The sequence below is a fragment of the Gillisella vitis genome (genome assembly GCF_021559775.1).
Lineage (GTDB): Bacteria > Pseudomonadota > Alphaproteobacteria > Rhizobiales > Rhizobiaceae > Allorhizobium > Allorhizobium ampelinum.
Genome location: NZ_CP056047.1, coordinates 148,450 through 172,787, shown reverse-complemented (window position 1 = coordinate 172,787; position 24,338 = coordinate 148,450). Strand labels below are relative to the sequence as shown.

17 protein-coding genes are annotated in these 24,338 nt (G+C 59.7%); 5 read left to right on the top strand and 12 right to left on the bottom strand.

Going from position 1 to position 24,338, the window contains the following annotated elements; genetic code table 11:
• The first annotated feature begins 290 nt into the window (after positions 1-290).
• The 3 genes from AVCG78_RS00785 to AVCG78_RS00775 all read left to right on the top strand — a co-directional run bounded on the left by AVCG78_RS00785 (position 291) and on the right by AVCG78_RS00775 (position 3,061).
• A complete protein-coding gene (locus tag AVCG78_RS00785) occupies positions 291-728 on the top strand; it encodes an FKBP-type peptidyl-prolyl cis-trans isomerase (protein ID WP_041696160.1) in 438 nt (145 codons plus the stop codon).
• 148 nt (positions 729-876) lie between these two features.
• Positions 877-1,647 (top strand): metallophosphoesterase family protein, encoded by a 771-nt coding sequence (locus tag AVCG78_RS00780; RefSeq protein ID WP_071202704.1) that lies wholly within the window; start codon positions 877-879, stop codon positions 1,645-1,647.
• Position 1,648: 1 nt separating this feature from the next.
• The gene (locus AVCG78_RS00775; RefSeq protein WP_071202703.1) at positions 1,649-3,061 is read left to right on the top strand and encodes a bifunctional serine/threonine-protein kinase/universal stress protein; all 1,413 of its coding nucleotides are present in this window, start codon (positions 1,649-1,651) and stop codon (positions 3,059-3,061) included.
• 17 nt (positions 3,062-3,078) lie between these two features.
• Here AVCG78_RS00775 and pdeM read toward each other — a convergent pair whose 3' ends face one another.
• The 4 genes from pdeM to AVCG78_RS00755 all read right to left on the bottom strand — a co-directional run bounded on the left by pdeM (position 3,079) and on the right by AVCG78_RS00755 (position 7,934).
• Complete coding sequence (gene pdeM, locus AVCG78_RS00770) at positions 3,079-3,780, bottom strand: ligase-associated DNA damage response endonuclease PdeM (RefSeq protein WP_071202838.1); 702 nt, start codon at positions 3,778-3,780, stop codon at positions 3,079-3,081.
• Positions 3,781-3,838: 58 nt separating this feature from the next.
• Positions 3,839-6,346, bottom strand: coding sequence for a ligase-associated DNA damage response DEXH box helicase (locus tag AVCG78_RS00765; protein ID WP_071202701.1), 2,508 nt, complete (start codon positions 6,344-6,346; stop codon positions 3,839-3,841).
• Positions 6,347-6,416: 70 nt separating this feature from the next.
• Entirely contained in the window at positions 6,417-7,187 is a 771-nt protein-coding gene (locus AVCG78_RS00760) for a transporter substrate-binding domain-containing protein (RefSeq protein ID WP_071202699.1), read from the bottom strand.
• A gap of 99 nt (positions 7,188-7,286) precedes the next feature.
• The gene (locus AVCG78_RS00755) at positions 7,287-7,934 is read right to left on the bottom strand and encodes a YitT family protein (protein WP_071202697.1); all 648 of its coding nucleotides are present in this window, start codon (positions 7,932-7,934) and stop codon (positions 7,287-7,289) included.
• A 262-nt stretch (positions 7,935-8,196) separates the two neighbouring features.
• On the opposite strand from AVCG78_RS00755, the gene AVCG78_RS00750 reads away from it, so the two are divergent.
• Positions 8,197-10,146 (top strand): sensor domain-containing diguanylate cyclase, encoded by a 1,950-nt coding sequence (locus AVCG78_RS00750; protein ID WP_174089629.1) that lies wholly within the window; start codon positions 8,197-8,199, stop codon positions 10,144-10,146.
• Positions 10,147-10,232: 86 nt separating this feature from the next.
• Here AVCG78_RS00750 and AVCG78_RS00745 read toward each other — a convergent pair whose 3' ends face one another.
• From AVCG78_RS00745 to AVCG78_RS00710, 8 genes are all read right to left on the bottom strand, one after another.
• Positions 10,233-11,639 carry a histidine-type phosphatase gene (locus AVCG78_RS00745; protein WP_071202693.1) on the bottom strand — a complete coding sequence of 469 codons (1,407 nt, stop codon included), beginning with the start codon at positions 11,637-11,639 and terminating at the stop codon, positions 10,233-10,235.
• Between the two features lie 120 nt (positions 11,640-11,759).
• On the bottom strand, positions 11,760-13,037 hold the full coding sequence (locus tag AVCG78_RS00740; RefSeq protein WP_071202692.1) for an ABC transporter permease: 1,278 nt from the start codon (positions 13,035-13,037) through the stop codon (positions 11,760-11,762).
• Positions 13,034-13,747 (bottom strand): ABC transporter ATP-binding protein, encoded by a 714-nt coding sequence (locus AVCG78_RS00735; protein WP_071202690.1) that lies wholly within the window; start codon positions 13,745-13,747, stop codon positions 13,034-13,036. Before AVCG78_RS00735 ends, AVCG78_RS00740 begins: the two co-directional genes overlap by 4 nt.
• A gap of 6 nt (positions 13,748-13,753) precedes the next feature.
• Entirely contained in the window at positions 13,754-14,221 is a 468-nt protein-coding gene (locus AVCG78_RS00730) for a hypothetical protein (protein WP_015914859.1), read from the bottom strand.
• A gap of 155 nt (positions 14,222-14,376) precedes the next feature.
• A complete protein-coding gene (locus tag AVCG78_RS00725; protein WP_060716358.1) occupies positions 14,377-16,131 on the bottom strand; it encodes an alkaline phosphatase in 1,755 nt (584 codons plus the stop codon).
• A gap of 105 nt (positions 16,132-16,236) precedes the next feature.
• A complete protein-coding gene (locus tag AVCG78_RS00720; RefSeq protein WP_071202835.1) occupies positions 16,237-17,031 on the bottom strand; it encodes a TIGR02186 family protein in 795 nt (264 codons plus the stop codon).
• Positions 17,032-17,051: 20 nt separating this feature from the next.
• Positions 17,052-17,975, bottom strand: coding sequence for a sulfite exporter TauE/SafE family protein (locus AVCG78_RS00715; protein WP_015914856.1), 924 nt, complete (start codon positions 17,973-17,975; stop codon positions 17,052-17,054).
• Between the two features lie 268 nt (positions 17,976-18,243).
• Entirely contained in the window at positions 18,244-22,026 is a 3,783-nt protein-coding gene (locus AVCG78_RS00710) for a peptidoglycan-binding protein (protein WP_071202688.1), read from the bottom strand.
• A gap of 453 nt (positions 22,027-22,479) precedes the next feature.
• On the opposite strand from AVCG78_RS00710, the gene AVCG78_RS00705 reads away from it, so the two are divergent.
• Positions 22,480-24,273, top strand: a complete 1,794-nt coding sequence (locus AVCG78_RS00705) for an acyl-CoA dehydrogenase C-terminal domain-containing protein (protein ID WP_071202686.1) — start codon at positions 22,480-22,482, stop codon at positions 24,271-24,273.
• Positions 24,274-24,338 lie beyond the last annotated feature (65 nt).

Genomic DNA, 24,338 nt, shown 5'->3' with positions numbered 1-24,338 from the left:
TATAACTTTCGTGCGTCATCCATGGCGCACAGGGCTGTAGTTTTCCCAGTTTTTACTGTGCTGCCGTTGATCTGCCGCGTTTCAGGCCTACTTCTGTTAAGGCTTGCACCTTTGGGTGTGAACACTCCGATAGTCGTCATGCAACTCACGAATTTTCCGTGTGTCGGCTGAATCGCTTCCGCTACGGCCATCCGGGACGTCCCAGGAATGCCCTGGCGAAAAGGAAGCTTCAAGGAGGCAATGCTGTGCCCATTGCACCCGTGCCTCCCTTGAGACGAAAGGACATTACCATGACGCAAGCGAAAAACGGCGATACCGTACGCATCCACTACACCGGCCTGCTGCCGGATGGCACGCAATTCGATACCTCGCGCGACCGCGATCCGCTCCAGTTCGAAATTGGCTCTGGCCAGATCATTTCGGGGCTTGAACGGCAGGTGGATGGCATGGAGGTCGGGCGTAGCCAGCGGGTGACGGTGCCTGCGGAAGAGGCCTATGGCGCGCATGATCCGCAGAAAATTCAGCAGGTGGCGCGCGACCTGATCCCCGCCAATGTCAATGTGGCGCCCGGCACAAGGCTTCAAGCCCAGAGTGGCAATGGCACGCCGCTGATTGTCACCGTGACCGATGTGGCTGGCGATGTGGTGACAATCGATGCCAACCACCCACTGGCCGGGCAGGATCTGATTTTCGAGGTCGAATTAATCGATATCGTTCGCGCTGCCTAACCGACTTGCGCACAGCCTCACCAGATCACCCCTCCGCGCATCGCGCTGGAGGGGTTTTTCATGTTCCCCCACCTTCAGTCCAATGGTGCAGCCTCAACAAACTGCTTATGGTTGGCCGTACTGATGATGCGATGCCAGGGGAGGGTCGATGCGCATTGCTCTTTTGTCCGACATCCACGGCAATGCCCAGGCCTTTGACGCGGTCTTGCAGGCGACGGCGCAGGCCGGTGCCGAACGCATCGTCATTCTCGGCGATATCGTCGGCTATGGTGGCGATCCCGTTCGCTGCGTCGACAAGGTCCGCGCTTTGCAGCAGCAAGGTGCCCTGGTGGTGCGGGGCAATCACGACCAGGCGGTAAGCGATCCCGCAATTTCCCTCAATGACACGGCCCGCGCCGCCATTCACTGGACGCGGCAGGTCCTGAGCGAAGAACAGCGGACCTTTCTGGCCAATCTACCGATGATGCTGCGGGATGAAGACCGGCTCTATGTCCATGCCGAAGCCACCTCTCCCTCGGCCTTTCATTATGTAACCGACAGCGACACGGCGGCGCAGCATTTTGCCGCCTGCACGGCGCGGCTCAGTTTTTGCGGCCATGTCCATCGACCGACGCTTTATGCGCTCGCTTCCTATGGTCAGACCACCGATGGCCCTCCACCTCAAGGCAAGATCACCACCTTTGTTCCCCATTCGCAAACGGACATTCCGCTTCTGGCGCAGCGACGCTGGCTCGGCGTGATCGGCTCGGTCGGCCAGCCGCGTGATGGCGATCCGGCGGCGGCCTTTGGCCTGCTCGACACGATAAAGAACACGCTGACCTTCATCAGGGTCAACTATGACATCGACGGCGCGGCAGCGGCCATCCGTGCGGCGGGCTTGACTGAGACGCTTGCCACACGGCTCTATAGGGGACGATGACATGGCCCGCAACCGCCTTGAACCGGGCAGCGTGATCGATGGTTTCACCGTGGTGGAGCAAGCGCATAAGGGCGGCATGGCCCGGCTTTATGCCGTGACCCACCCGGATTATTTTTTCCCGCTGCTGATGAAAGTACCGGAAATGGGCGGCGGCATCGACCCGGCGATGATTGTCGGCTTTGAAATGGAGCAGATGATCCTGCCGCGCATTTCCGGCCCGCATGTGCCTCGTTTTGTTGCCAATGGCGATTTCACCCATCTGCCTTACATGGTGTTTGAACGATTGCCGGGCAAATCGCTTTATCCATTGCTGGACAGCCTGCCGCTCAGCGCAGAAGAAGTGGTAAGGATGGGTGAGCGGATCGCCACGGCGCTTGCCGACCTGCATCGCCAGCATGTGGTTCATCTCGACATCAAGCCCTCGAATATCCTGTTTCGTGACAGTGGCGAGGCAGTGCTGGTGGATTTCGGCCTGGCGCGCCATCTGGATCTGCCGGATCTGGTGAACGAGGAATTTCGCCTGCCCTATGGCACCGCACCCTATATGGCGCCCGAACAGATCCTGGGCATTCGCTCGGATTTTCGCTCCGACCTGTTTGCACTGGGCGTGCTGATGTATTTCTTTTCCACCGGAAAACGCCCCTTTGGCGATCCGCAGCGGCTGAAGGGATTGAAGCGTCGGCTGTGGCGCGATCCGGTGCCGCCAAGAGCGCTTAACCCTTCAATATCTCCCGCATTCCAGGAAGTTATCCTGCGCTGCCTGGAGGTGAACCCGGCAAGGAGGACGCCGACCGCAGCCCAACTGGCGCTGGACCTGAAGGACCTGCCTGCCGTTGCCCTGACGGCGCGGGCTGACAAGCTGAAGCAGGACGGACTGGCGGCGGTTTTGAAACGCCGCTTCAACCCCGACCCGATCGAATTGCTCAAGCCGCAAACCGCCACGGCGGCCCTGGCCAATGCACCGATCATCGTCGTTGCCCTCGATCTTGGCGAAACCTCGACGGAACTGACGGAAGCCATGCGGCTGACGGTGTCGCGCATCATGGCGCGCTCGCCCGGCACGCGGCTTGCTTGCCTGAATATTTTGAAAATCGCCCGGCTCAACCTCGACAACGACCTGGACGACGAGGGCAATAACAAGCATGTCGCCCGCCTTGGCAAGCTGCGGCAATGGGCAGCGCCGTTGAAGGACCAGCCGCAAATTACCTGCCATGTGCTGGAAAGCACCTCACCCGCCAATGCCATCCTGGATTATGCCCGCGACAACAGTGTCGACCATATCGTCATGGGCGCCCGCGCCAATTCACCAAAGCGCGCTCTGCTCGGCAGCGTATCGGCGGAAGTTGCCTCGAAAGCGCCGTGCACGGTCACGGTGGTGCGCGTGCGGGAGATGGCGCATCAAAGTAACCAATAACTTACATTTATAGGTTTTCAGGCGAACAGGCCGTTGAAGCGCACCGAATAGATCCGCTCCCGGCCCAGAAGATGCGCGACCAGCGCCTCCCTTGCGAAAAGCCCTGTGAACGCCTTGTGCTTTAAATCCAGCCCGCCCGTCGTCACCCCGAAAGCCGGCATGATCAGCCGGTCGCCATCGGCGGCAAAACAGGCGCGACGCACGGATTTCTCCCGCCGGCGCACGGTGGCTGATGGATGAAGATGGCCGGCAATCTCGCCTCTGGCGCTTTCACCGATTTGCGGTTCATGGCGAAACACCAATCCGCCATAGGAAATTTCATCGGCCACCATGCCCGCCAGGTTTTCGACCCCATCAGGATCATGGTTGCCGGTAATCCAGATCCATTCGCGGCCTCGTGACATCTGCTCAAGTGTCTGCCGGAAGGGTTCCGGCATCAGGGCAGACCCCAGCCGGTCATGAAACGTATCACCCAGGCTGACGACGATGGCCGGATCGAAACGGGCAATCACCGCTTGCAGTTTTTTCAATGTCGCAACGGTATCGTAGGGCGGCAGAAGCTGGCCACGCCGCGCAAAGGCCGCGCCCTTTTCCAAATGCAGGTCGGAGACGACGAGCAATCGCAATGCTGGCAGATACAGCGTGCCGGACAGGTCACAGATGGCCTCAACACCGCAGATCTCGATCTCGGCGCTGAGGTCCGTCTTCTCCGGGCGCATTATAGAAGCCGTCGTCAATCCAATCATATCTGGCCCGTCATGTCCTGACCATTCCATCTTATCCCATCGCTTCGGCAATGAGATCTTCCGCCGCTTCCGCCAGCACATCTTCCTGGGCTTCGCCGACCACCGTTTCCCGACCGATCTCCAGCATGACCGGCACGGCCAGCGGCGAGACATGGTCCAGTGCCTTGTGAAGAATATGGCCGTTGATTCGCTTTAGCATATCGCCAAGCCGGGCAATGTCCAAAAGACCGTTTGCCGCATCGGCGCGGGTTGCCTGCAACAGGATATGATCAGGCTCATGGGCGCGCAGCACATCATAGATCAGGTCCGCGGAAACCGTCACCTGCCTGCCGGATTTTTCCTTGCCGGGATGGCGCTTTTCAATCAGCCCGGCAATCACCGCGCAGGTGCGGAAGGTTCGCTTCAGCATATAAGAGGAGTCCAACCAGGCCTCCAGATCGTCGCCCAGCATGTCTTCCTCAAACAGGTCAGCTAGCGAAAGCTTGCCCGTGGACACCATCCAGCTGAGATCCTCCAGCCCCCAGATCGCCAGGGCGTAATCTGTCGCCACAAAGCCAAGCGGCTTGGCCCGCCACCGTTCCAGCCGCCGCGTCAGCAGCATGCCCAGCGTCTGATGGGCCAGCCGTCCCTCGAACGGATAAAGCACCATGTAGAAGCGCTTGCCGCGTGGGAAAGTCTCGACCAGCAGGTCGCCTCGCTTCGGCAGCACGGATTTGGCTTTCTGGATGTCCAGCCAGTCACGCACCTGATCCGGCAGGCTGGCGCGGCGGGCAGGATCGTCCAGCATGGCCCGCACCTGATCGGCAAGATAGGTGGAGAGCGGAAATTTTCCGCCCGCATAGGCCGGAATTTTCGGGTCCTGCGAAAAAGCATTGGACACCAGGCATTCGCTTTCGCGCAGACCTTCAAACCGCAAGACCTTGCCGGAAAACAGGAATGTGTCGCCTTGCGCCAATTGCTCGACGAAATACTCCTCCACCTTGCCAAGGGTCATGCCGCCTCGCCCGATGGAGCCGAGATGATTGCGCTTGACGAGCCGGACATTCAGCATCGGCTCTTCGACAATCGTGCCGAGATTGAGCCGATATTGCTGCGCCACCGCCGGATTGGAAATCCGCCAGCGCCCTTCTGACGTCTTGCGAATGCGGGCATAGCGGTCATAGGTCTTCAATGCATAGCCGCCGGTGGCGACGAAATCGACAATCCGCCCGAACGTGTCTCGCGGCAGTGATGCGTAAGGCATGGCCGACGTTACTTCATTGTAAAGTGCCTCCGTGTCGAAGGGTGCGGCACAGGCCATGCCCAACACATGCTGGGCCAGCACATCCAGAGGGCCTTCACCCACCGACTGGGTGTCCTGCGCACCGAGGTAGTTGGCATCCAGCGCCGCCTGGCATTCCATCACCTCGAAGCGGTTGGCGGGAACCAGAATGGCGCGGCTCGGCTCATCCATGCGGTGATTGGCCCGGCCAATCCTCTGCGCTAATCGGCTAGCGCCCTTCGGCGCGCCAACATGGATGACAAGATCGACCTCGCCCCAGTCGATGCCGAGATCCAGCGTCGAGGTGGCGACCACGGCACGCAGCCGGTTGGCCGCCATCGCCTCCTCCACCTTGCGGCGCTGGCCGACATCCAGTGAGCCGTGATGCAGGGCTATCGGCAAGCTGTCATCATTGACCGTCCACAGTTCCTGAAACAGCATTTCCGCCTGGGAGCGGGTGTTGACGAAAATGATCGTCATCGCAAACTGTTTCAGCACCGCATAAATGTCAGGAATGGCATAGCGGGCCGAATGGCCGGACCACGGAATGCGCTCCTGCGTCTTCAAAATGGTAATATTGGGCCTTGCCCCGCCCGCTACCATCACCAGCCCAGCCAAGGCCGGTTCCCCCGGTCTTTGCGCCACCAGCCACCGTTGCAGCTCCGGTGGATCGGCGACGGTGGCGGACAGTCCGATGGTTTGAAGTCCGGGTGCCAAAATCCGCAGCCGGGCCAGTCCCAGCGCCAGAAGATGGCCGCGCTTGGAGGTAACAAGCGAATGCAACTCGTCGAAGATCACATAGCGCAGATCCCGGAAAAAGCGGGACGCTTCGCCATTGGCGATCAGCAAAGCCAGCTGTTCCGGCGTGGTCAGCAGAATATCCGGCGGGTTGAGCTTCTGGCGCGCCCGCTTGGCCTGTGGCGTATCGCCGGTGCGGGTCTCGATGCTGACAGACAGGCCGATTTCCTCGACCGGCTTGACCAGATTACGCTCAATATCGACCGCCAGCGCCTTCAACGGCGAGATGTAAAGCGTATGAATGCCGGTAAAAGCCACGCCCGGTCGCTTTCGCCCGCGCCGGGTCAGATCGACCAGCGACGGCAGAAACCCGGCAAGGGTCTTGCCAGCCCCGGTCGGGGCAATCAGAAGCGTGCTTTCCCCCTGCTCGGCCCGCGCCAGCAGCTCCAACTGATGCGCACGCGGCTGCCATCCCTTCTGCGCAAACCAATGCTCGAAGGATGAGGGCAAAAGGGAAAGCGTGGATTCCGGCTCAGACACGGAGATAAGATAGGCGAAACCGGGCTAAAAAGAAGCCGCTCCTGACCATTTTGCGGTTACAGCAGGAGCTTTACTGCATCGCAGCGTCCAGCTTGGCCTTCCAGTCACCGTTTTCCAGCGCCTTGGCCATGAAGCTATCCACCGCAGCCTTGAAGGCTGGGTCCTTGCGCAGCAAATAGGCGTTTTCAAAATGGGTGAAGGGTTCCTTGACGGCAGAAGGGCAAAGCACGCCGGGATGCAACTTGGATTGCAGGTCCACTTCCACGCCGTCGGTCACCATTACATCCGCCTTATTGGCGGCAATCTGGTCGAAAATCACCTTATTATCGGGAAAAACCTCGATGGGCGCCTTGGTGAAATGCTCATGGGCAAATTTGTCGTTGGTGCCGCCGGGATTGACGATAACGCGCACCGAGGGCTGATCGATCGCCTCCAGCGTCACCAGCCTGTCCTTGTCCTCGCAACGGACGATCGGCCGTTTGCCATCCTTGACATTCGAAAGCGAAAAATCGCCCACCTCGGCCCGGGCCGGATTAACGGTAATGCCGCCCAGCACCATGTCGAATTTTCCGGCCTTGAAATCCTCCAGCATGGTTTTCCAGGTGGTCATCACAAATTCCGGCTTGACGCCGAGGTCTGTGGCCAGCGCCTTGCCCATGGAAATATCGGCCCCGACCAGTTCGCCATCGCCACCCTTGTAGCTGAAGGGTTTATAGTCCCCTGTCGTGCCGATGCGGATCACGCCCGCCTGCTTGATCGTCGCCAGCGTGCCATCCTCGGCATGGGCAAGAGAGGTCGTCAACAGCAGGGCTGTGACCAGAGCGGTGCGGAAAAACGTCATTATCTGTCTCTTTCTTGAGCATCAATCGGGGCGAGGGCCAAATTCAGCCCATTGCCATCTGAGCAGCAATTTTCATTCCAAATGACAAGACGCTCCAGTCTACATGGCGATATAGCGGTCCTTACGGTGATTGATCGCCAGCGTCAGGTTGACGACAACAGCGCCGATGATCGAGCAGGCAATGATGCCGGGCGTCGCCACGAAGAACGAGCCAATCAGCACCATGCCGTCAAAGCAAAGCTGCACAAGTCCGGCCCGCCAGCCGTAGCGATCCTGGAGATACAGCGCCAAGATACCGAAGCCGCCAAGGCTTGCCTGGTGGCGAAACAGCACCAGCATGCCAGTTCCGACCAGCAGCCCGCCGAAGATGGCCGCCACCAGCGGGTCCAACAGGGAAAAGCCGATGAATTTCGGCAGGACGGCGCTCAGCACCGAGGTCAGCAACACCGCGATGAAGGTTTTTGCCGTGAAGGCCAGACCCATCCGCCGGAAAGCGAAATAGTAAAAGGGCAGGTTGATGGCAAAGAAGATCGGGCCAAACCCCACAGCCGACACATAATGCAGCAGAAAGGCGACCCCCGCTGTGCCGCCGGAAAGCAATTTGGCATTGGACAACAAGACGACGCCCAGCGCCGCCAACATGCTGCCCGCCAACAGTCCCTGCACATCGTCCAGCAGGGAATGCTGTTCAGGACTTGAGGCCATGGGCTTGCGGGAATTGCCTGCCTGTTTGTCTGCTGCCGCCATGAATCTGTCCTGCCTTTGCCACCACCTGGGGATGTTCATCCGTAGACCTGCGGGCCGGTGTCCTCAAGCGCCGAGGCGCAACATCGCCACGGTTATCCCCGGTCGCCGGAGACCGCGCCCCAGATAGATGCAGCAATATACATATCTTCGAAATTACAAATTAACGATCATCTTCTACTCTCTGGCCCATGAAACAGGCTCGGCGAGATTTCTTGCTTTTCCTGCAATACATTGACGGGCCATGGAGGAGACGCCGGAACAGATGAACACGACCATGACGCTTATTCTGGTCAATAGTGCCCTTGTCACGCTGTTTTCCATCGTTTCGAGCAGGCTGGCCGGATGGCTGGAACAGCAGAACCATGCCTACAGGCCAATCGGGCTTGGTATTGCCGGCGGCGTCACGGCCATCGTCGCCATGCAATTTCCGATAACGATCGTACCGGGTCTTTTCATGGATCTTCGCAGTAGTGCCATTGCGGTCTGCGCACTGATGGGCGGCCCGGTTTGTGCCATTTTTGCAGCGGGCATTGCTATAACCTGGCGTGTTCTGGAAGGTGGGATCGGCGCTGGAGCCGGAGCTCTGGCTATTTTACTGGCTGCAGGCGCGGGTGTTTGGGCAGGCTGGCGCGATGAACAGGCAATCTTGAGCCTACGGCGTATCGCGACCATGGGTCTTGGTCTCCTCATTCTGCCACAGGTAACGCTCTTGGTCATTCCGTCTGAAACCTGGCCAGCCGTGTTTGCCGTCTTGCCACTGCTTTTGCCAATGCAATGTCTGGCTGCTCTGCTTGCTGCGATTGTGATCAGAAGCGAGACATTGCAACGCGCTCGATTACAGGAGGCAAAACTTTACCGGACCGTTATCGAGAGCATGCCGGAAACCCTGACGGCCAAGGATCGAGATGGCCGCTTCATCCTGACCAATCTCGCCTCGGCCACGGCCCTTGGTCTCAACGACCCCGCGCAGATGATTGGCAAAACCGATGCGGATTTTCATTCCCCCGAGCTTGCAGCCCGCTACCGTGCTGACGAAGAGGCTGTCTTTGCCGAGAGCCAGCCTGTCCATATTGAGCAAAGCTATGAAACGCCCACCGGTGCCAAGGGCTGGTATTCGACCCTGAAATACCCGATCTGCGACCAGCAGACCGGAGAGATCATCGCTCTTGCCACCCATAGCCGTGACATCAGCAAGCAGAAGGAACTGGAGCAGCAATTGGCTGAGAGCCGCCAGCAATTGGCCGATGCCCTGGCCAATATGGCCGATGGGCTTGTGATGTTCGATCGACAGGGAAAGCTGGTCTATTGCAATGAACGCTATCGCTCCATGTTTTCCAAAACCGCAGATATCAGGGTGCCTGGCGCTGATCTGCACGATATCATCGCCGCTTCGCGCGCCCGCGGCGAAGAGACGACACCTCGCGACAGCGATACTATCTTGCCAGAACAAGCCTTCGACAGTCTGCCTGTATTACCGCTGGTGCCGGGCAAGCGCGAGATCACCCTCTGGGACGGACGAAGCCTCGAAGCTCAGACAAGAAGTGTCGGCGGAGGCGGTTCGCTGATCGTCTTTACGGATATTACCAGGGCAAAACAGGCGGAAGGCTTGCTGCGTCACACCAATCGCGCCCTGGAAAAAGCGGCCTTTACCGATGGGCTCACCGGCCTTTACAACCGGCGCGCCTTTGATGTGCAACTCCGGCAAGAATTTGCACGCTCCCACCGCACCGGATCGGGCGTCAGCCTTTTGATGATCGATATCGACCATTTCAAACTGTTTAACGACCGCTACGGACACCAGGCAGGGGACCAATGCCTACGCCAGATCGCCGCGACTTTGCGTTCGGTCGCAAAACGCAGCACCGATATCGCTGCCCGCTATGGCGGCGAGGAAATGGCGCTCATTCTCTCCGATACCGACCTTGCCGGAGGCTCGACTGTGGCGGAATACTATTGCCAGGCAGTTCGCGACCTTCATATTCCCCATGGTGATAGCGAAAAGGGTATCGTTACCGTCAGCATCGGCGTGGCGGCTGTTCCGTCCGACGATATCCACTCCAGTGACGATCTGATAGCAAGCGCCGACGCGGCACTTTACCAGGCAAAACACAGCGGCCGCGACCGGTATGTCATCGCCAGCCATGCTCCCGTCCTGGACATGGGCCAGCAAAACCGCAAACCGGCTTTGGCGATCGGCAATGCCTTAAAATAATCGAGAACGTGTCTCTGCGCTCAAGGAAAATGCGCAGGCGCCATTCTGCACAGTTCCCCGCTTGAACGTCATGACGGCAGTCAGGTTCAGTTTGAACCTGACTGGCTCTCACGCCCACTGGCAGAATAAATTTGTGGCGCGACCGCCGTCATGTCCAGCTTGGGGCGGGCGATGGCGAGGAACCGGTCCAGCGGACAGGCACCGTCAACCTGTTCCTTTTCGCAGCCTGGAAGGGTGATGGTAGCCTGGAGTGGCGGGTTTTTGTCATCCAGAACCGATGCATTGCGGATCTGGTCCAGCGACGGTGCGATGAACTGTATGCGCACGAACACCTTGCCCGTGGCATCGTGCAGGCGCTCGAACGCCATGGTGCCCGTGGGTGGGGTCTCATCATCGAGATAAGGCGGGATATGCCAATGCAGGCCGAGCATGGCGCCAATTTCCGCCTGCTGCGTGTCGGAACCGGTAAACAGCAGATATTTCGCATTTGGCGGACCATCGCTGGGCGCACTATTGTTGGCCAGACCTGTTGCCGGATCGGCGGCAACCGCCAGCAAGAGCTGATTGAGAAGATTGGAACCATCGCGGGCAGCAAGATAAGGAACACGATTGCCGAGATCATATTTGATCTGGCGCAGCTGCGACAGGCGGATAATGTCCGCTTCTGTCGGCGTCTTGCCAAATCCCACCTGATCGGCAGGAAAACCATTGGCATATTGGAGCAGGAAGACCTGCACGACGGTACCTGCATCCTTCAACGGGCCGACCACTTCGACGCTGGCAGGCTTTTCCCCCTTGGCCTGCTTGACCTTGATCGACCAGGGACGGTCGGACAACGTACAGGCCGCAGACGCCTCGGCCTTTTCGCAAAGCGAAGCTGCGCAGCAGTCGAGAATACCGTCGAGTTCCTGCATCAGGCTGGCAGCGCGTGCCCGGGGCTTTTCAAGATCGCCACCCGCTGCCTCCAAAATTGCAGCCTTGGCATTGTCGGGATCGACAGCGCCAAGCTTGGTATCGGAAGGGGCATAGAGCACATCGACGCCATCCGTGGCCTCGGTATTTTTGAAGCCAACTGTCAGGCCGCAGCCGGGAAACAGGGTGGAAAGCATGACATTACCGGTATCGATGGTGCGCTTCACCGAACCATTCGCCCAGCCGAACACCGTGCCGGTCGCAGGGCAGCCGTCTTGCGGCAAAAGCCCCCGGCCCCGGAGCATAGCGCCCTCCCACCGTGCCAATTGCACTGTTGCTTCAGCGCCGTGCGGCGTCAATTGACCATCGGCGGTATCCCATTGCAGCCAGGGCTTGGACGATAGCGGGGCGATTTCCTTGGCGCTGGTTTGCGGGCGCACGCCATGGCGCATCAACGCCACATACTTATCCAGCACCATGCCGCTATCGGCAAAGGCCAGTGGGGTAAAACCCGGTGCGGAAAAGCCCACCATAGCCATGCCAAGCGCTGAGAAAACCAATGTTCGAACCGATATACCCATCGCCATGCTCCCGAAGCACCAGTCTTGAACCGAAAATGGAACAAGGACTGTGGCGGCTCATTTATCTCTGGCGGGTGACCGTTATATGACAGAACATAAAGCAGGCCATGCCGTGCTCCGTCAGGAGCGCAGCGCAGCCACTGGCGATTGGCGATAGGCAAGCCAGGCCGGCAGCGCCGAAAGCAGCCCGGCAAAGACCAGCATGGCGCAGATCTGCCAACCATCCTGGCTTGCGAATTCGACCGGCAGGTTGAAGCCATTGCTGGTCTTGACGGTTTGCGAAATGATCCTTGCCGCCGCATATCCCATAGCCACACCAAACCCGATGCCACCCAGGAACAGGCTGAAAAGCTCGCACCAGACGATCAGGAAGACCGAAGATCTGGGGGCGCCAAAGGCTCTGAGGGCGCCGATCTGCTTGCGGCGTTGGCCGATATGAACGACCGTCACCAGCAAGAGCGCGCCCGCCACCAGCGCCTGCGCGCCGATTGCCACGAAGGACAAAACCAGTTTCGCATCGCCCAGCGTCGCGTAAAGTCTGGTCAGAACCTCGCCGGGGAAAACGCCGAGTGTCCGGTCGTTGCGATAGTCCTGCCGCAGCTTATAGGCGGCGGCAATGGTTTTCGGCTTGACCAGAATGGCCGGTACGCCGGGATCATTGGCTGAAAACTGCTCTGAGAGAGCGGCATTGGGGTCGATATGGCCGTGATGATCATGCTCGTCATGATCCTCATCGTGACTGGCCTCGCCCTTGTCCGCTGCTGCCTCCTCCGCATCATGATCCTCATGCTCTTCACCGAGACCGTGAATATGCCAGACGGCCTGAACCGGAACGAGGATTGCACGATCCCAGGCCGTGCCGGTGGCTTTCAGCCTGCCAACGACATGATAGGCCAGTTCGCCATGGGTATGGCCGCCTTCGGCAGCCGTGCCATGCATCGGCTTGACCGTATCGCCGGTCTTCAGTTTCACATCAGCACCGACCACCGCCTCGCCTTCGCGCGCGAACATCTGTCCTTCGGCAAAGCCCGGCGTGGTCGCAGTGATCAGCCGTGTCGTCGTACCGACAATCGGATAGCCGGAAAAACTATCGCCAAACGCCACAGGTGCTGCCCATTCCACGCGGGGATCGGTCTGCAATGTCGCCAGAACCCCACCCGGCACCAGCGGCAAGGGCGAAGGCTGCAAAAACACTGAGGACAGGACCAACTGGGTTTCTGACCCGGCTGCGCCGATCACCAGATCGAATTTATCGGCAGCCCGGGCACTGCCCAGCCGCAAGGCCCGTTCCTGCAAGGTCACCGTCACACCAAGCGCGGTCGAGAGCGCCACCAGCAGGCAGACAACCAGCGCACCGGCCCAGAGACGGCGCAGATCGGCAAGGATGAAACGGATCATGCGTCACCTTCCCGAGGACCGGTCTGATGCCCAACAAAGTCACCTGTGTCATGGACGATTTCACCGTTTTTCAGCTCGATCCTGCGGGGCAGGCGCTCCACCAGACGGGCATCGTGGGAAACGACGATCAAGGTGCTGCCCTCACTTTTCGCCAGATCCAGAAGAAGATCGGCAACCGCAGCCCCCGCCTCGGCGTCGAGGCTTGCGGTCGGCTCGTCGGCAATGATCACGCCGGGTTTTCTCAACAGCGCCCGGGCCACCGCCACCCGCTGCATTTCGCCACGCGACATGGTTTCAATAGCCTGATCAGGACGCCCAAGGCCGAAACGCTGCATCAAATCGTGGGCGCGCTCGACGCAGGCAGGCGACGCCACTCGCGCCAGCCGGGCTGGCAGCAGGATATTGTCGATGGCCGACAGGCCGGAGAACAAATGAAATTCCTGCATGACAAGACCGATATGCGCCGCGCGGAACCGGTCGCGCGCGCCCTCTGACAGACCCGACAGGTCGGTGCCGTTCCAGCGGGCTTGGCCTTGGCGCAGGCGCTCCAACCCCGTCATCACATTAACAAGCGTGCTTTTGCCCGAACCGGAACCGCCGGTGATCGCCAGTTGAGCCCCGGCGGCAACCTCAAGCCGACCAATGTTTAAAACCGGCTTCGGCAAACCAATATAGCGGACCGCGACATCCTCGAGAGCAAGCGACATCATGGGTGATCACACCGTGCCATAAGTGGCATTTCTCAGCCGCAACAGACTAACGAAACCCGTTTCAGGGTCGGTCCAGGACCCCATTTCCAGGGTTCCAGCCACTTCGATGCGGGTTCCCGGCTGCACGAATGTCTGCTTTCTATCCAGGTAGACCACGACGATATTGTCCGGCCAGTCCGCGTCCGAGGAACAGAACGGGCAGAGCGCCATCGGAATTTCCGTCAGCACGAAAAACGCCGCTTCCGCCTTCAGCGGCGGCGCCATAAAACCGCGCATCGCCACCGGCTTTCCGGCAGCCTGTTTGACCATGTCGGAAAATTCCAGCCCGAGCACGCCAACCTTGCCATAGAGCTGGTCAAAATCGATCAGCTGCGGTGCTGCCTTTGCCGGTTTTGAGAACAGCCCAAGGGCGGCACACCCGAAAAGGGCCAAACTGTCTCGCCGCCGAAAAGCAACCCTGCTGAGATCTTTCATCGTAACGCCTCGGCACTGAACACGGCATCGCACCACGCCATGCACCCTCAAAAATAGAGCATTTCCAGGAAATGCGTAAAAACAAATGGTGGAAGTCTCAATAGAACAGGCTCCGGATGCGATATCCGCACCCGGAGCCGAGTATCATAGCAGGCTTAGTTGGCCTTTGGCGCACCAAGGGCAAAAGCGTCGGCCAATACCTTGTAGACGTCGCTTTCTTCCAAATAGCCCTTGAAGCCTTCCGAACCGGCACCCGTGGCCTGAAGCACGACATCGTCAACAGCGTGGACGGCGGTGTCGGCGGAGCGTGGCAGATTGCCTTCGCGGAAAACCGCACCCGGCACCGACTTATAGGCCTCGTTGGCGACGTATTGCTTCTTCTCGTTCTGGATGGCGGGTTCGAACGGACCGTCCATCTTAGGGCGGAAGGTCTCGTAATAGTCCGGGAAGTTGGACGAAAACACCGCCAGGCGACGCGATACATCGACCTTGTCCGGGAAGCCGTCGCCGTCCTTGTCTTCATAGTTCGGGAAGCCGGCATCGGCATAGACGCCAACCTTTTCGCGCATCTCGGTGCCGGGCTTGTCGTCGTCAATGGTTCCGATGATGGAAACGCCATGGGTGTGGTCGCCGGTGACGACGATCAGCGTATCCGGATGAGTCTTCAGGAATTCGAGGCCAAGCCCAATCGCCTGATCGAATTCGATGGTTTCATACATAGCCCGATCCCAATCCATCGGATGGGACATTTTATCGATGGAAGCGCCTTCGACCATCAGGAAGAAGCCGTCCTGGTTCTTGGAGAGCTGATCAAGAGCAACCTTGGTCATATCGACCAGGCCCGGCTGATCGGGGAATTTGTCGACGGTCCCCTTCTTCAGGAACTTGCGATCCAGAAGCGTATCCATGTTGCCGGTATGAAACAGACCGAGCAGCTTGCCGCTATTGGTGCCAGCAGCAGCGTCCAGTTCGGTCTTTGAGGTCGCCAGCGTATAGCCCGCATTCTTGAACTCGGCGATATAGTCCTTGTCGTCCTTGCGCTTCGAGCCGGGGATGGACTTGGACAGGAAATAGGCCGAACCGCCACCCAGGATGACATCCGGCTTGACGTTGAACATCATGCCGACAATTTCGGCCTTGTCGGCGCGGGCGCGGGTATGGGAGACCACGGCAGCGGGCGTTGCATCTTCGATTTCAGCCGGAGAAACAATACCAATCGACTTTTTGGTGGTGCGGCGCAGCGCCTCGGCAATGGTTTCGACCTTCGGGTCATCAAGGGTGTTCGGGGTGCGGTCGGCATAAACGCCAAGCGCGTTCACGGCGGTCTTGTGGCCGGTCATATAGGCCGACATGGTGTTGGCGCTATCGGTGGCGATGGCATTGGTCGAGGACGTGCCGATAAAGGCCATCCGGTCGAGGCTATCCATGTTGAGGTGGCCGTTAGCCTTGCCTTCGGTCATGCCCTTGGACATGATGCGGGCGCCGGTGCGGTGGGCAACCGACAGACCGTCGCCGAGGAAGAAAATGATATTCTTGGCAACAGGCTTTTGCTGGGTCGCATAGACATCCCAGGTGACGGATTTCTTTTCGTCGCCAGCCGAAACCTCGACCTTGTAGGAGCCTGCCGGAAGCTTGACATCACGCAGGATCAGGGCCGAACCCAGAACCTTGTCTTCCTTGCCTTTTTCTTCGGCGGTGAACTGTGCCTGGCTGCCGAACACGGCCTTGTAGTCCTGGCCGTTAACGGTGATTTTTACGTCTTCCGGCTTGACGACAGATTTCAGCTCGACCTTGAAATCAAAGGGAGAACCGGTGAGGATCGTGGCGCGATCAAGCGGATAGACCGTGGCGGCTTGAGCGCCACCTGCCAGAACCGTCGTGGTAAAAAGAGCTGCGAGAATGGTGCGCATAATGTTTCCCCCAATATGTGCCAGATGATTGCAGGGCGGTCTTAGGGCGCAGAGATGACAGGCAGATGACAACGCCCGATTGCGTGCCGATTGTCTAAATGCCTCTCAATCCTTGCGGAAGACAATGCTGGCCGTCCACCCGGTGATGACAGCCACCAGCACGGCGAAGATACCGTAGGACAAGGGCTGGTTATGGGCAGCATCGGTGATTGCCTGTTCGACACCGGTCTTCACCACGCGCAGGCGCAGATCCTTCTGGGCCAGGAAGACGCCGCTCTTGAACAGATAGGCATGCACGACATGCACGCCATCGGGAATACTGGCGGGCAGCCGCAGGCTGGCCCGAAACAGATTGGTGCTGACGAAACGGATACCCGTATCGCCCTCCTGATAAAGGCCGCTCGTCTGTTGCAGGCGGCGATAGGCAGCCCGGAACTCGCCCATATTGATGTCGCCAACGAAATGGCCAGTCGGCGTCAATGGCAGATAGTCGACGCCAAGCCCCAGATCGTTCAGAACCTCGCGTGGGGCAATCGCCTGCACCGGCCTGGTGCTGGCAACCGAATAGGAGGTCGGCACCCGCTCGAAGGTCAGGGATTGACGGTTGACCCAGATGCCCAGGAACCGCTCCTTGCGCCGCACGGTCGCCGCTTCGCGTGGACCTTCCAGCGTTACCACGACATCATATTGGCCGATGGCCAGCAGCAATTGATCGACATTGTTCAGCGCACCAAACACAGTGAGATCCGCCCCGCGAAAATCCGAGGTAATGGCGATTTCATTGGTGGACGTGCCGATTTCCAGCGTTTCCTTGCCGGTACTATCAGGGGTCAGAAAGGGGATCTGGGCGCTCGCCGCGCCCGCAAACAGGATTGCGCCAGAGAATGCCATCAGCGCCAGAAGCATGAACCGGCCCAGGATCATCGGCCCGTACTCCCCACCACGATCGAATAGGCATCGTCAGGGGTCATCACCAGTTCGATGGCAAGGCGCAGGCCAACGGCCATCACCAGCAGGCCCAGCAGAGCACGCAATTGTTCGCCGCGCAGTTTCTGGCCGACCCGCACCCCATATTGCGCGCCGATCACGCCAGCGATCATCAGCATGAAGGCCAGAACGATATCGACCGAATAATTGGCCTTGGCCTGGGCAATGGTGGTGAAGGCGCTGACGAAGATGATCTGGAACAGCGAGGTGCCGACCACGACATTGGTGGGGATGCGCAACAGATAGATCATCGCCGGCACCAGAATGAAGCCGCCGCCAATACCCATCGGCGTCAGCACGCCGACGAGGAAACCCAGCACCAGAATGGGGATGGCGCTGAGATAGATCTTCGATTTCTTGAAGCGCATCTTGAAGGGCAGCCGATGCACCCAATTATGATGACCGGGGCGGCGCACCGGCGCTGGCTGCTTGCGGGCCGCACGGCGCAGCGCACCGATGCTTTCCCAGAGCATCAGCGTGCCGATGGAGCCCAGCAGCACGACATAGAGGATGGAAATGAACAGGTCGATCTGGCCGAGCTTACGCAGAGCGACAAAGATCCACATGCCGAGCGACGCGCCGAACAACCCGCCAACCAGCAGCACGCCGCCAAGCTTCAAATCCAGCGAGCCACGCCGAAAATGGCTCATGGCGCCGGAAACCGAAGAGGCCACCACCTGATTGGCACCGGTGGCAACGGCAACGACGGGCGGAATATTATAGAAAATCAGCAAGGGGGTAATCAGGAACCCGCCGCCGACACCAAACATGCCCGAGAGAAAGCCAACAGCCGCGCCCATGCCGAGGATGATGAAAATATTCACCGACAGTTCCGCAATCGGCAGGTAAAGTGTCACGGCTGTCCTCGAAATGCGCCCGAAATGCCAAATTCCGCCGTCATGGCCGGAATGCCCATGACGATGCCCGTCAATCCTTACGATATCATTCGTTAAATCCCGGTAGATTTAGGGGAGCTTGCCCCAAAAATCCTCAAGCGTCACGTATTCAAAATCGTGACGCTTGCCCGGCACCCGGCAATAGTGATCACCTAAGTAGGTGTGTTTGGGCGATTGTAGGAGGAATTCGTTCGCCTGCAAGGTTAAACTCCACCACCCCGACCCAGCATCAACCGTTATGGGCCAGCAACGCCTTGACCAGTTCGTTGGAAACCTTGCCGCTTGGCTCCTGGCCCACAGACGTCTGGAAGGCCTTGATAGCGGCAACGGTGCGGGCGCCGAGTTTGCCGTCCGGCTCTCCGGCATTGAAGCCGTTCTTGTTGAGAATGGCCTGGATGTTGCGGACCGCCTTTTCCATATCGACGCTGCCGGTCTTCAGGCTCTTGCCGACCCATTCATCCGGCAGGTTGACCGTGTTGGCATCGGCATTCACAGGCATTGCCTGCCATTGCTGGACGCTCGCCTTGGCACGAGCAAGTGCAGCAGGCTGCATCGATCTTGCCACTTCTTCCTGCTTGGCAGCGGCATCCTTGTCGCCCTGGCTGGCGGCCAGCGCGAACCATTTATAGGAGGCTTCCAGATCCGGCTTCACACCCGTACCGCGCGCATAGAGCACCGCGAGATTAAACTGGCTGTCCGTCACGCCGAGGTCAGCGGCCCTGGCAAACCACTTGGCCGCCGCATCCATATCCGGCTTGCCATCGCCACCGGAGGCGTAGAGCACGGCGAGGTTATGCATGGCGCTGGCATTGCCCGCATCAGCGGCCTGGCTGTAAAGCCCTTTCGCCCGTGTCAGATCACGCTGAACGCCAGTGCCTTTTTCATAAAGCCCGGCAAGGCGATATTGAGCAGGCGCCAGCCCCAGATCGGCGGCGCGCTGGAACCAGACCGCAGCCTGTGAGACATCACCGGGCAGGCCGCGTGCTTCCATATAGCGCGAACCGATTTCGAATAGGGCAGCTGGCTCGCCCGCCTTGGCAGCCGTCACCAGGGAAGCGGGAGACAGATCGGCGGGCACCTCAAACAGCGGCTTGACCGCCTCAGTCTTCGGGGCGGTAAATCCGGCCTGGGCCGCATCCGGCATCGGCGGTTGAGCCGAGAGACCGGCGACCGTCTGGCTGCCATCCATCGGGATGGAGGAAAGGCTGGCCTGTCCTGTCGGTGACGTCACCGGAATGACCGGCGCGGAAGATAGCTCGGCCTCGGTGCTTTCCACCGCGGGCTGGGATTGCGGCGCTTCGGCCTTGATCTCGACCGCCCGAACTGGTTGTTGAGGTGCCTGCTGGATCGAAGGTGCCTCAATGGCCGCAGAGGGTGCCAGTTTGGCAGGTGCCGGTGTGGCAGGCGCTTGCGCGGCCGGAGCCGGAGCATTGCCGCCGCCAAGCGTCTTTACTGCCGAGACGGCAAGGGCCGCCAGCAAAAGCGCGCCGACCGCCATCAGGATCGGGCGACGATATCTGGAAAAGGCCGAGCCGCCAGCGACTTCGTCAGCAAGGGCTGTCCGGCTAGGGCGGCTGGCCCGATCGGTTTCCTGGGCTGCCGCCTGTGCGGCGCGGCGCGCGGCGGCAATGAAATCCATCCGGTCATCCGCTGATGCCGGTTTTACACCTGCCGCACCAAGCGCAGGTTCAGCCGGTGCAGAACCGGCCTGCTGACGCGCCCGGACCTTTTCCAGGATCTTGCGCACATCCGGTTTGCCGGAACCAGGTTCCAGCAATTCATTGGCCTCTTCCGGCGGTAGGATATCAACGGGATCGATGGAAGGCGCATCCTCGATCATCTGACGCGGCTGCGGAGCGGCGGCCTTTGCCGGAGTCGCGGTCTCGGTCTGCGCTTTCTTGATCTTCGGCTTCAGGCGCCGGCTCAAACCGGCGATCAGGCTGGGTTTCGCGGCCTTCCCATCATCGCTCTGCGGACGAGCCTCGGCATGAGCGGGCGCATCGATAGTGTCTTCAGCCTGAAGAAGGTCAACAACCGGTTCCACGTCGGTCTCAACGGACGCGGTCCGCTGCGCAGCCGCAACCGCCTTATCGGCGCGATCTTCCTCACTGTTGGCGGTGGCAGTCCGGCGGTCCATCTGGTCGAGTTTTTCAGCAATCTGCACCAGGGTCTGGTGCAAAGCCTCGACGGTACGGTGGCTGCGTTCCTCCCCGCCCCGGCTGATTTCTTCCAGGTGGCGCAGGTGATCGGCCAGAACGCCCAGTGTTTCGGCAATCTGGTCCTGTCCCGCCACCTGAACGGAGGCCGGGCTTTGGCGGGCATAATTGTCCATCACAGCTTCGGCGGCCTGGCGGGCCGCCTCGACGATATACTCGTCGCTGGTCGCCAGATAATCCTCAAGGGCCGCCATCCGGCCTTCGATACGCTCACCCTGGCCATTGTCCGTCAAGGGCGAGGCGCTGATCAGCGCCGAGAGATGGGCGATCTGCTGTTCCAACCCGGCCATGGCGGAGCCATCACCGGATGGCGAGGCGCTCGTCTCATCCAGACGGGCAGCGATGGAGTAAAGCCGGTCGTCCAGGCTGCGCAGCAGGTTTTCATCCACCGATGATACCGTCGGCTGAGCATCGATCTGATCGATTCGCCTACCGATCACGGCAATCTGCTCGGCCAGCTTGTCGCTCAGCGAAGCATGGTCCAGCGCGTCGATCTTGCGGGAGATATCAGAGAGATAGCCGGTCAGTTCGGGTTGCAGGCTTTCACGCTGCGACATTTCCAGCATACGGGTCAGATCGTCCAGCCGCTCTTCCAACCGCTGGGCGGCCTGCTGGTTGGCCAGATCCTCGATTTTCAGCGACAGCGCTTCGAGACGGCGGTCAAGATCGCCAGCCGGAAACCCAGCGGTCTGCTCGGAAATCAGTTCCAGATGATGGGCAATGGTGGCGATCCGATCTTCCAGACGCTCGATCAGGCGCGGGTCGGTGGCTTGCCCTGCATGACGGCCAGAAACGGAAATGGCACGGGAAATCTCGTCCAGACGGTGATCGAGCTGGCCGAACTGCTCCAGCATCGCCTGGCTGTTGGGCTCCAGATGCTGGCCGATATGCTCAAGCGCCTTGGCAATGGCAACCAGCTTGTCTTCCAGGAGACGCACGGAGCGCACGTCACCGATCGTGCCCAATTGCTGCTTGATCTCATCCAGCCGGTAGGCAAGCTGCAACAGGTCCTGCTGGATGCGCTCAGGCGCAATGGTGTCGAGCCGCGCTTCAAGCGCGCTCCAACGGGTTTCCATGGTCTGCGTGCCGCTATCGCGGGCAAGTCCGTCCATCAACGAGCGCAATTCCTCGAAATCGGCCCGCAATGCTTCGGTTTCGGGCGCGGCGGGATGGCCGATCCGCTCCAGGCTGTCGGCCATGCGCATGAAATCCTCACGCAGGCCAGCGGCTTCACGGCTTTCTTCAGCCATTACCCTGATATCCTGGATATCGGAGCGCAAAGCACCGATTTCACCCGCAAGGCTCTCGCTGATATCCTGGCGCAGGTCGGCGCGCAGGGTAGACAGGGCCTTATAGAAATCCGGCAAGGGCGCAGCGCTACTTCCAGCCATCAGTTGCGGGGCCAATTCCAGCACCTGGGGCGGGCGCACGACTACACTCTCCTCAGGCGCTCGGTATTTGGACTCGTTGTCGCGCAGCGACGCCCGCCCCGGAGCGGGTGGGCGTGCCGCTTCCAACGCCCGTTGCCGGGCGCGGATCTCGGCCAAAGGATCGAGCCGGTCGGCAGGAGCAGAAGAGGTCGCAGCAGGCGGCATCTCTGCCGAAGCCTGCAATGGCTTATCGGAAAAAGCACTGGTTGCCGAGCGAACATCTCTGGAGACGCCGCCGGAGATGCCATTCATCAGACCTTCGATTCGCGCCTCCAGCCCTTCGATCGTGCGGCTCAGGGCATCCAGCGACGAGGCACCGACGGGGCGAGGGTCAGCCTGACGCGTCTCCGCCTGGTGAGGCGGCATCTGGCCGGGAGCTCTATAGCTCTGCGATGGAGACCGCTGTCCGTTCATATTCCAAACTCGCTTCGCGTTTCGGGCCTGCCCCAAGACCTGCTCCCCTCCCCCAAACCCGGGATTGGAGGTTGCAATTCTCATCTTGAGGCGGCGCAAATCATTCCGCAGCAGAATCGGGGAAACGTGGTAAACAACCCGTTAAGAATGGCTGAGATTTTTAACCTTTTCGGTGTGGGCATCTTATCGTGTCGCCAAACGGGAACTCCAGCGTGATATATGCGCGACGATCATCGCCCCTTTCGTCTCCGCTGCACAAATTCCTTGTACATCTTGCCTATCCGTTGGCAGGTCGCATTCTTCAAATTCACATTTTTGCGTATTGACGTTTACGCGCACGTCAATATTTTGTAAGACAGAACATCGCCGGGGAGGACGCCGGCCGCAATCTGGAGGACATTGACCATGCCCGTCTATAAGGCACCTGTCGCCGACACGCTTTTCATTCTGAACACAGTGCTGGGCCTGGAGCGTTACAACAACCTACCCGGTTTCGAAGACGCGACACCCGACATGATCGAGGCGATTGTCGGCGAGGCCGCCAAGCTTGCCGAAGAGCAACTGTTTCCGCTCAATCTGTCCGGCGACCAGGAAGGCTGTACCCGCAATGCGGATGGCTCCGTTGCCGTGCCGAAGGGTTTCAAGGAAGCCTATGACGCCTATTGCGCCGGTGGCTGGAGCGGCCTTGCCGTCCCACCGGAATATGGCGGCCAGGGCCTGCCTTACGTGCTGCATGCCGCCGTTGGGGAATATATGTCGTCGGCCAACATGGCCTTGATGATGTATCCGGGCCTGACCCAAGGGGCGATTGCCGCCATTCTGGCGCATGGCACCGACCAGCAGAAGCAGACCTATCTGCCGAAAATGGTGGAAGGCACCTGGTCCGGCACCATGAACCTGACTGAGCCCCATTGCGGCACGGACCTTGGCCTGCTGCGCACCAAGGCCGTGCCGAATGGCGATGGCACCTATAAAATCTCCGGCCAGAAGATCTTCATCTCGGCTGGCGAGCATGGGATGAGCGAGAATATCATCCATCTGGTTCTCGCCCGTATCGAAGGCGCGCCTGAGGGCACCAAGGGCATTTCGCTGTTCATCGTCCCCAAAGTCATCGTCGGTGAAGACGGCGCACTGGGTGCAAAAAATGGTGTGTCCTGCGGTGCCATCGAGCACAAGATGGGCATTCACGGCAATGCCACCTGCGTGATGAACTATGACGAGGCCACCGGCTACCTGATCGGCGCGGAGAACAAGGGCCTCTCGGCCATGTTCGTGATGATGAACGAGGCGCGTCTGGGCGTCGGCCTGCAAGGCCTGTCGATTGCCGAAGTCGCCTATCAGAACGCCGTGACCTATGCGCGGGAGCGTATTCAGGGCCGCTCGCTGTCTGGCGCAAAGGCGCCGGATAAAAAGGCCGATCCGATCATCGTCCACCCCGATATTCGCCGCGCCCTGATGACCATCAAGGCCTTCAACGAGGCAGGCCGCGCCTTCACGCTCTGGACCGCGCTGAAATCCGACATTGCCCACCGCGCCGGTGATGCGGCTGAAAAGCAGACCGCCGATGACATTCTCGGCCTGATGACGCCAATCCTCAAGGGTGTTTTGACCGACAAGGGCTTTGACCATGCGGTTATGGCCCAGCAGGTCTATGGCGGCCATGGCTATATCGAAGAATGGGGCATGAGCCAGTATGTGCGCGATGCCCGCATTGCGATGATCTATGAAGGGGCCAATGGCATTCAGGCGCTGGATCTGGTCGGCCGCAAGCTGGGCTTGAACGGTGGCCGGGCCGTGATGGCGCTGTTCAACGAAATCGGTGCCTTCTGCGAGGAAAACCGCTCGGACGAAAAGCTGTCCTTCTTCACCAAGCAGTTGAAGAAGGGGCTTAACGACGCGCAAGGTGCGACCATGTGGTTCATGCAAAATGCCATGGCCAAGCCCGACAATGCCGGTGCTGGCTCGACTGATTACATGCATCTCTTCGGTCTGGTCGTGCTGGGCTATATGTGGGCCAAGATGGCCAAGGCCGCCCATGAGGCGCTTGAAAGCGGTGCTAGTGATGCGGATTACTACAACAATAAGCTGTTGACCGGCCGCTTCTTCATGGAAAAGATCATGCCGGAAACCGCCTTGCGCAAGTCGCGCATCGAAGCGGGTGCTGACAGCGTGATGGCGATGGCCGCCGAAGCATTTTGATTGAATTTGGCGTGTCCCCGGAGGGGATAAACCATTGAAAAAATTCAGGAGCTATGCGCTCCGGG

Coding starts and splice junctions, on each gene's coding strand:
- AVCG78_RS00785 (WP_041696160.1), top strand. CDS start 291: ATGACGCAAGCGAAAAACGGCGATACCGTACGCATCCACTACACCGGC.
- AVCG78_RS00780 (WP_071202704.1), top strand. CDS start 877: ATGCGCATTGCTCTTTTGTCCGACATCCACGGCAATGCCCAGGCCTTT.
- AVCG78_RS00775 (WP_071202703.1), top strand. CDS start 1,649: ATGGCCCGCAACCGCCTTGAACCGGGCAGCGTGATCGATGGTTTCACC.
- pdeM (WP_071202838.1), bottom strand. CDS start 3,780: ATGCGCCCGGAGAAGACGGACCTCAGCGCCGAGATCGAGATCTGCGGT.
- AVCG78_RS00760 (WP_071202699.1), bottom strand. CDS start 7,187: ATGACGTTTTTCCGCACCGCTCTGGTCACAGCCCTGCTGTTGACGACC.
- AVCG78_RS00755 (WP_071202697.1), bottom strand. CDS start 7,934: ATGGCGGCAGCAGACAAACAGGCAGGCAATTCCCGCAAGCCCATGGCC.
- AVCG78_RS00750 (WP_174089629.1), top strand. CDS start 8,197: ATGAACACGACCATGACGCTTATTCTGGTCAATAGTGCCCTTGTCACG.
- AVCG78_RS00745 (WP_071202693.1), bottom strand. CDS start 11,639: ATGGGTATATCGGTTCGAACATTGGTTTTCTCAGCGCTTGGCATGGCT.
- AVCG78_RS00740 (WP_071202692.1), bottom strand. CDS start 13,037: ATGATCCGTTTCATCCTTGCCGATCTGCGCCGTCTCTGGGCCGGTGCG.
- AVCG78_RS00735 (WP_071202690.1), bottom strand. CDS start 13,747: ATGATGTCGCTTGCTCTCGAGGATGTCGCGGTCCGCTATATTGGTTTG.
- AVCG78_RS00730 (WP_015914859.1), bottom strand. CDS start 14,221: ATGAAAGATCTCAGCAGGGTTGCTTTTCGGCGGCGAGACAGTTTGGCC.
- AVCG78_RS00725 (WP_060716358.1), bottom strand. CDS start 16,131: ATGCGCACCATTCTCGCAGCTCTTTTTACCACGACGGTTCTGGCAGGT.
- AVCG78_RS00710 (WP_071202688.1), bottom strand. CDS start 22,026: ATGCCGCCTCACCAGGCGGAGACGCGTCAGGCTGACCCTCGCCCCGTC.
- AVCG78_RS00705 (WP_071202686.1), top strand. CDS start 22,480: ATGCCCGTCTATAAGGCACCTGTCGCCGACACGCTTTTCATTCTGAAC.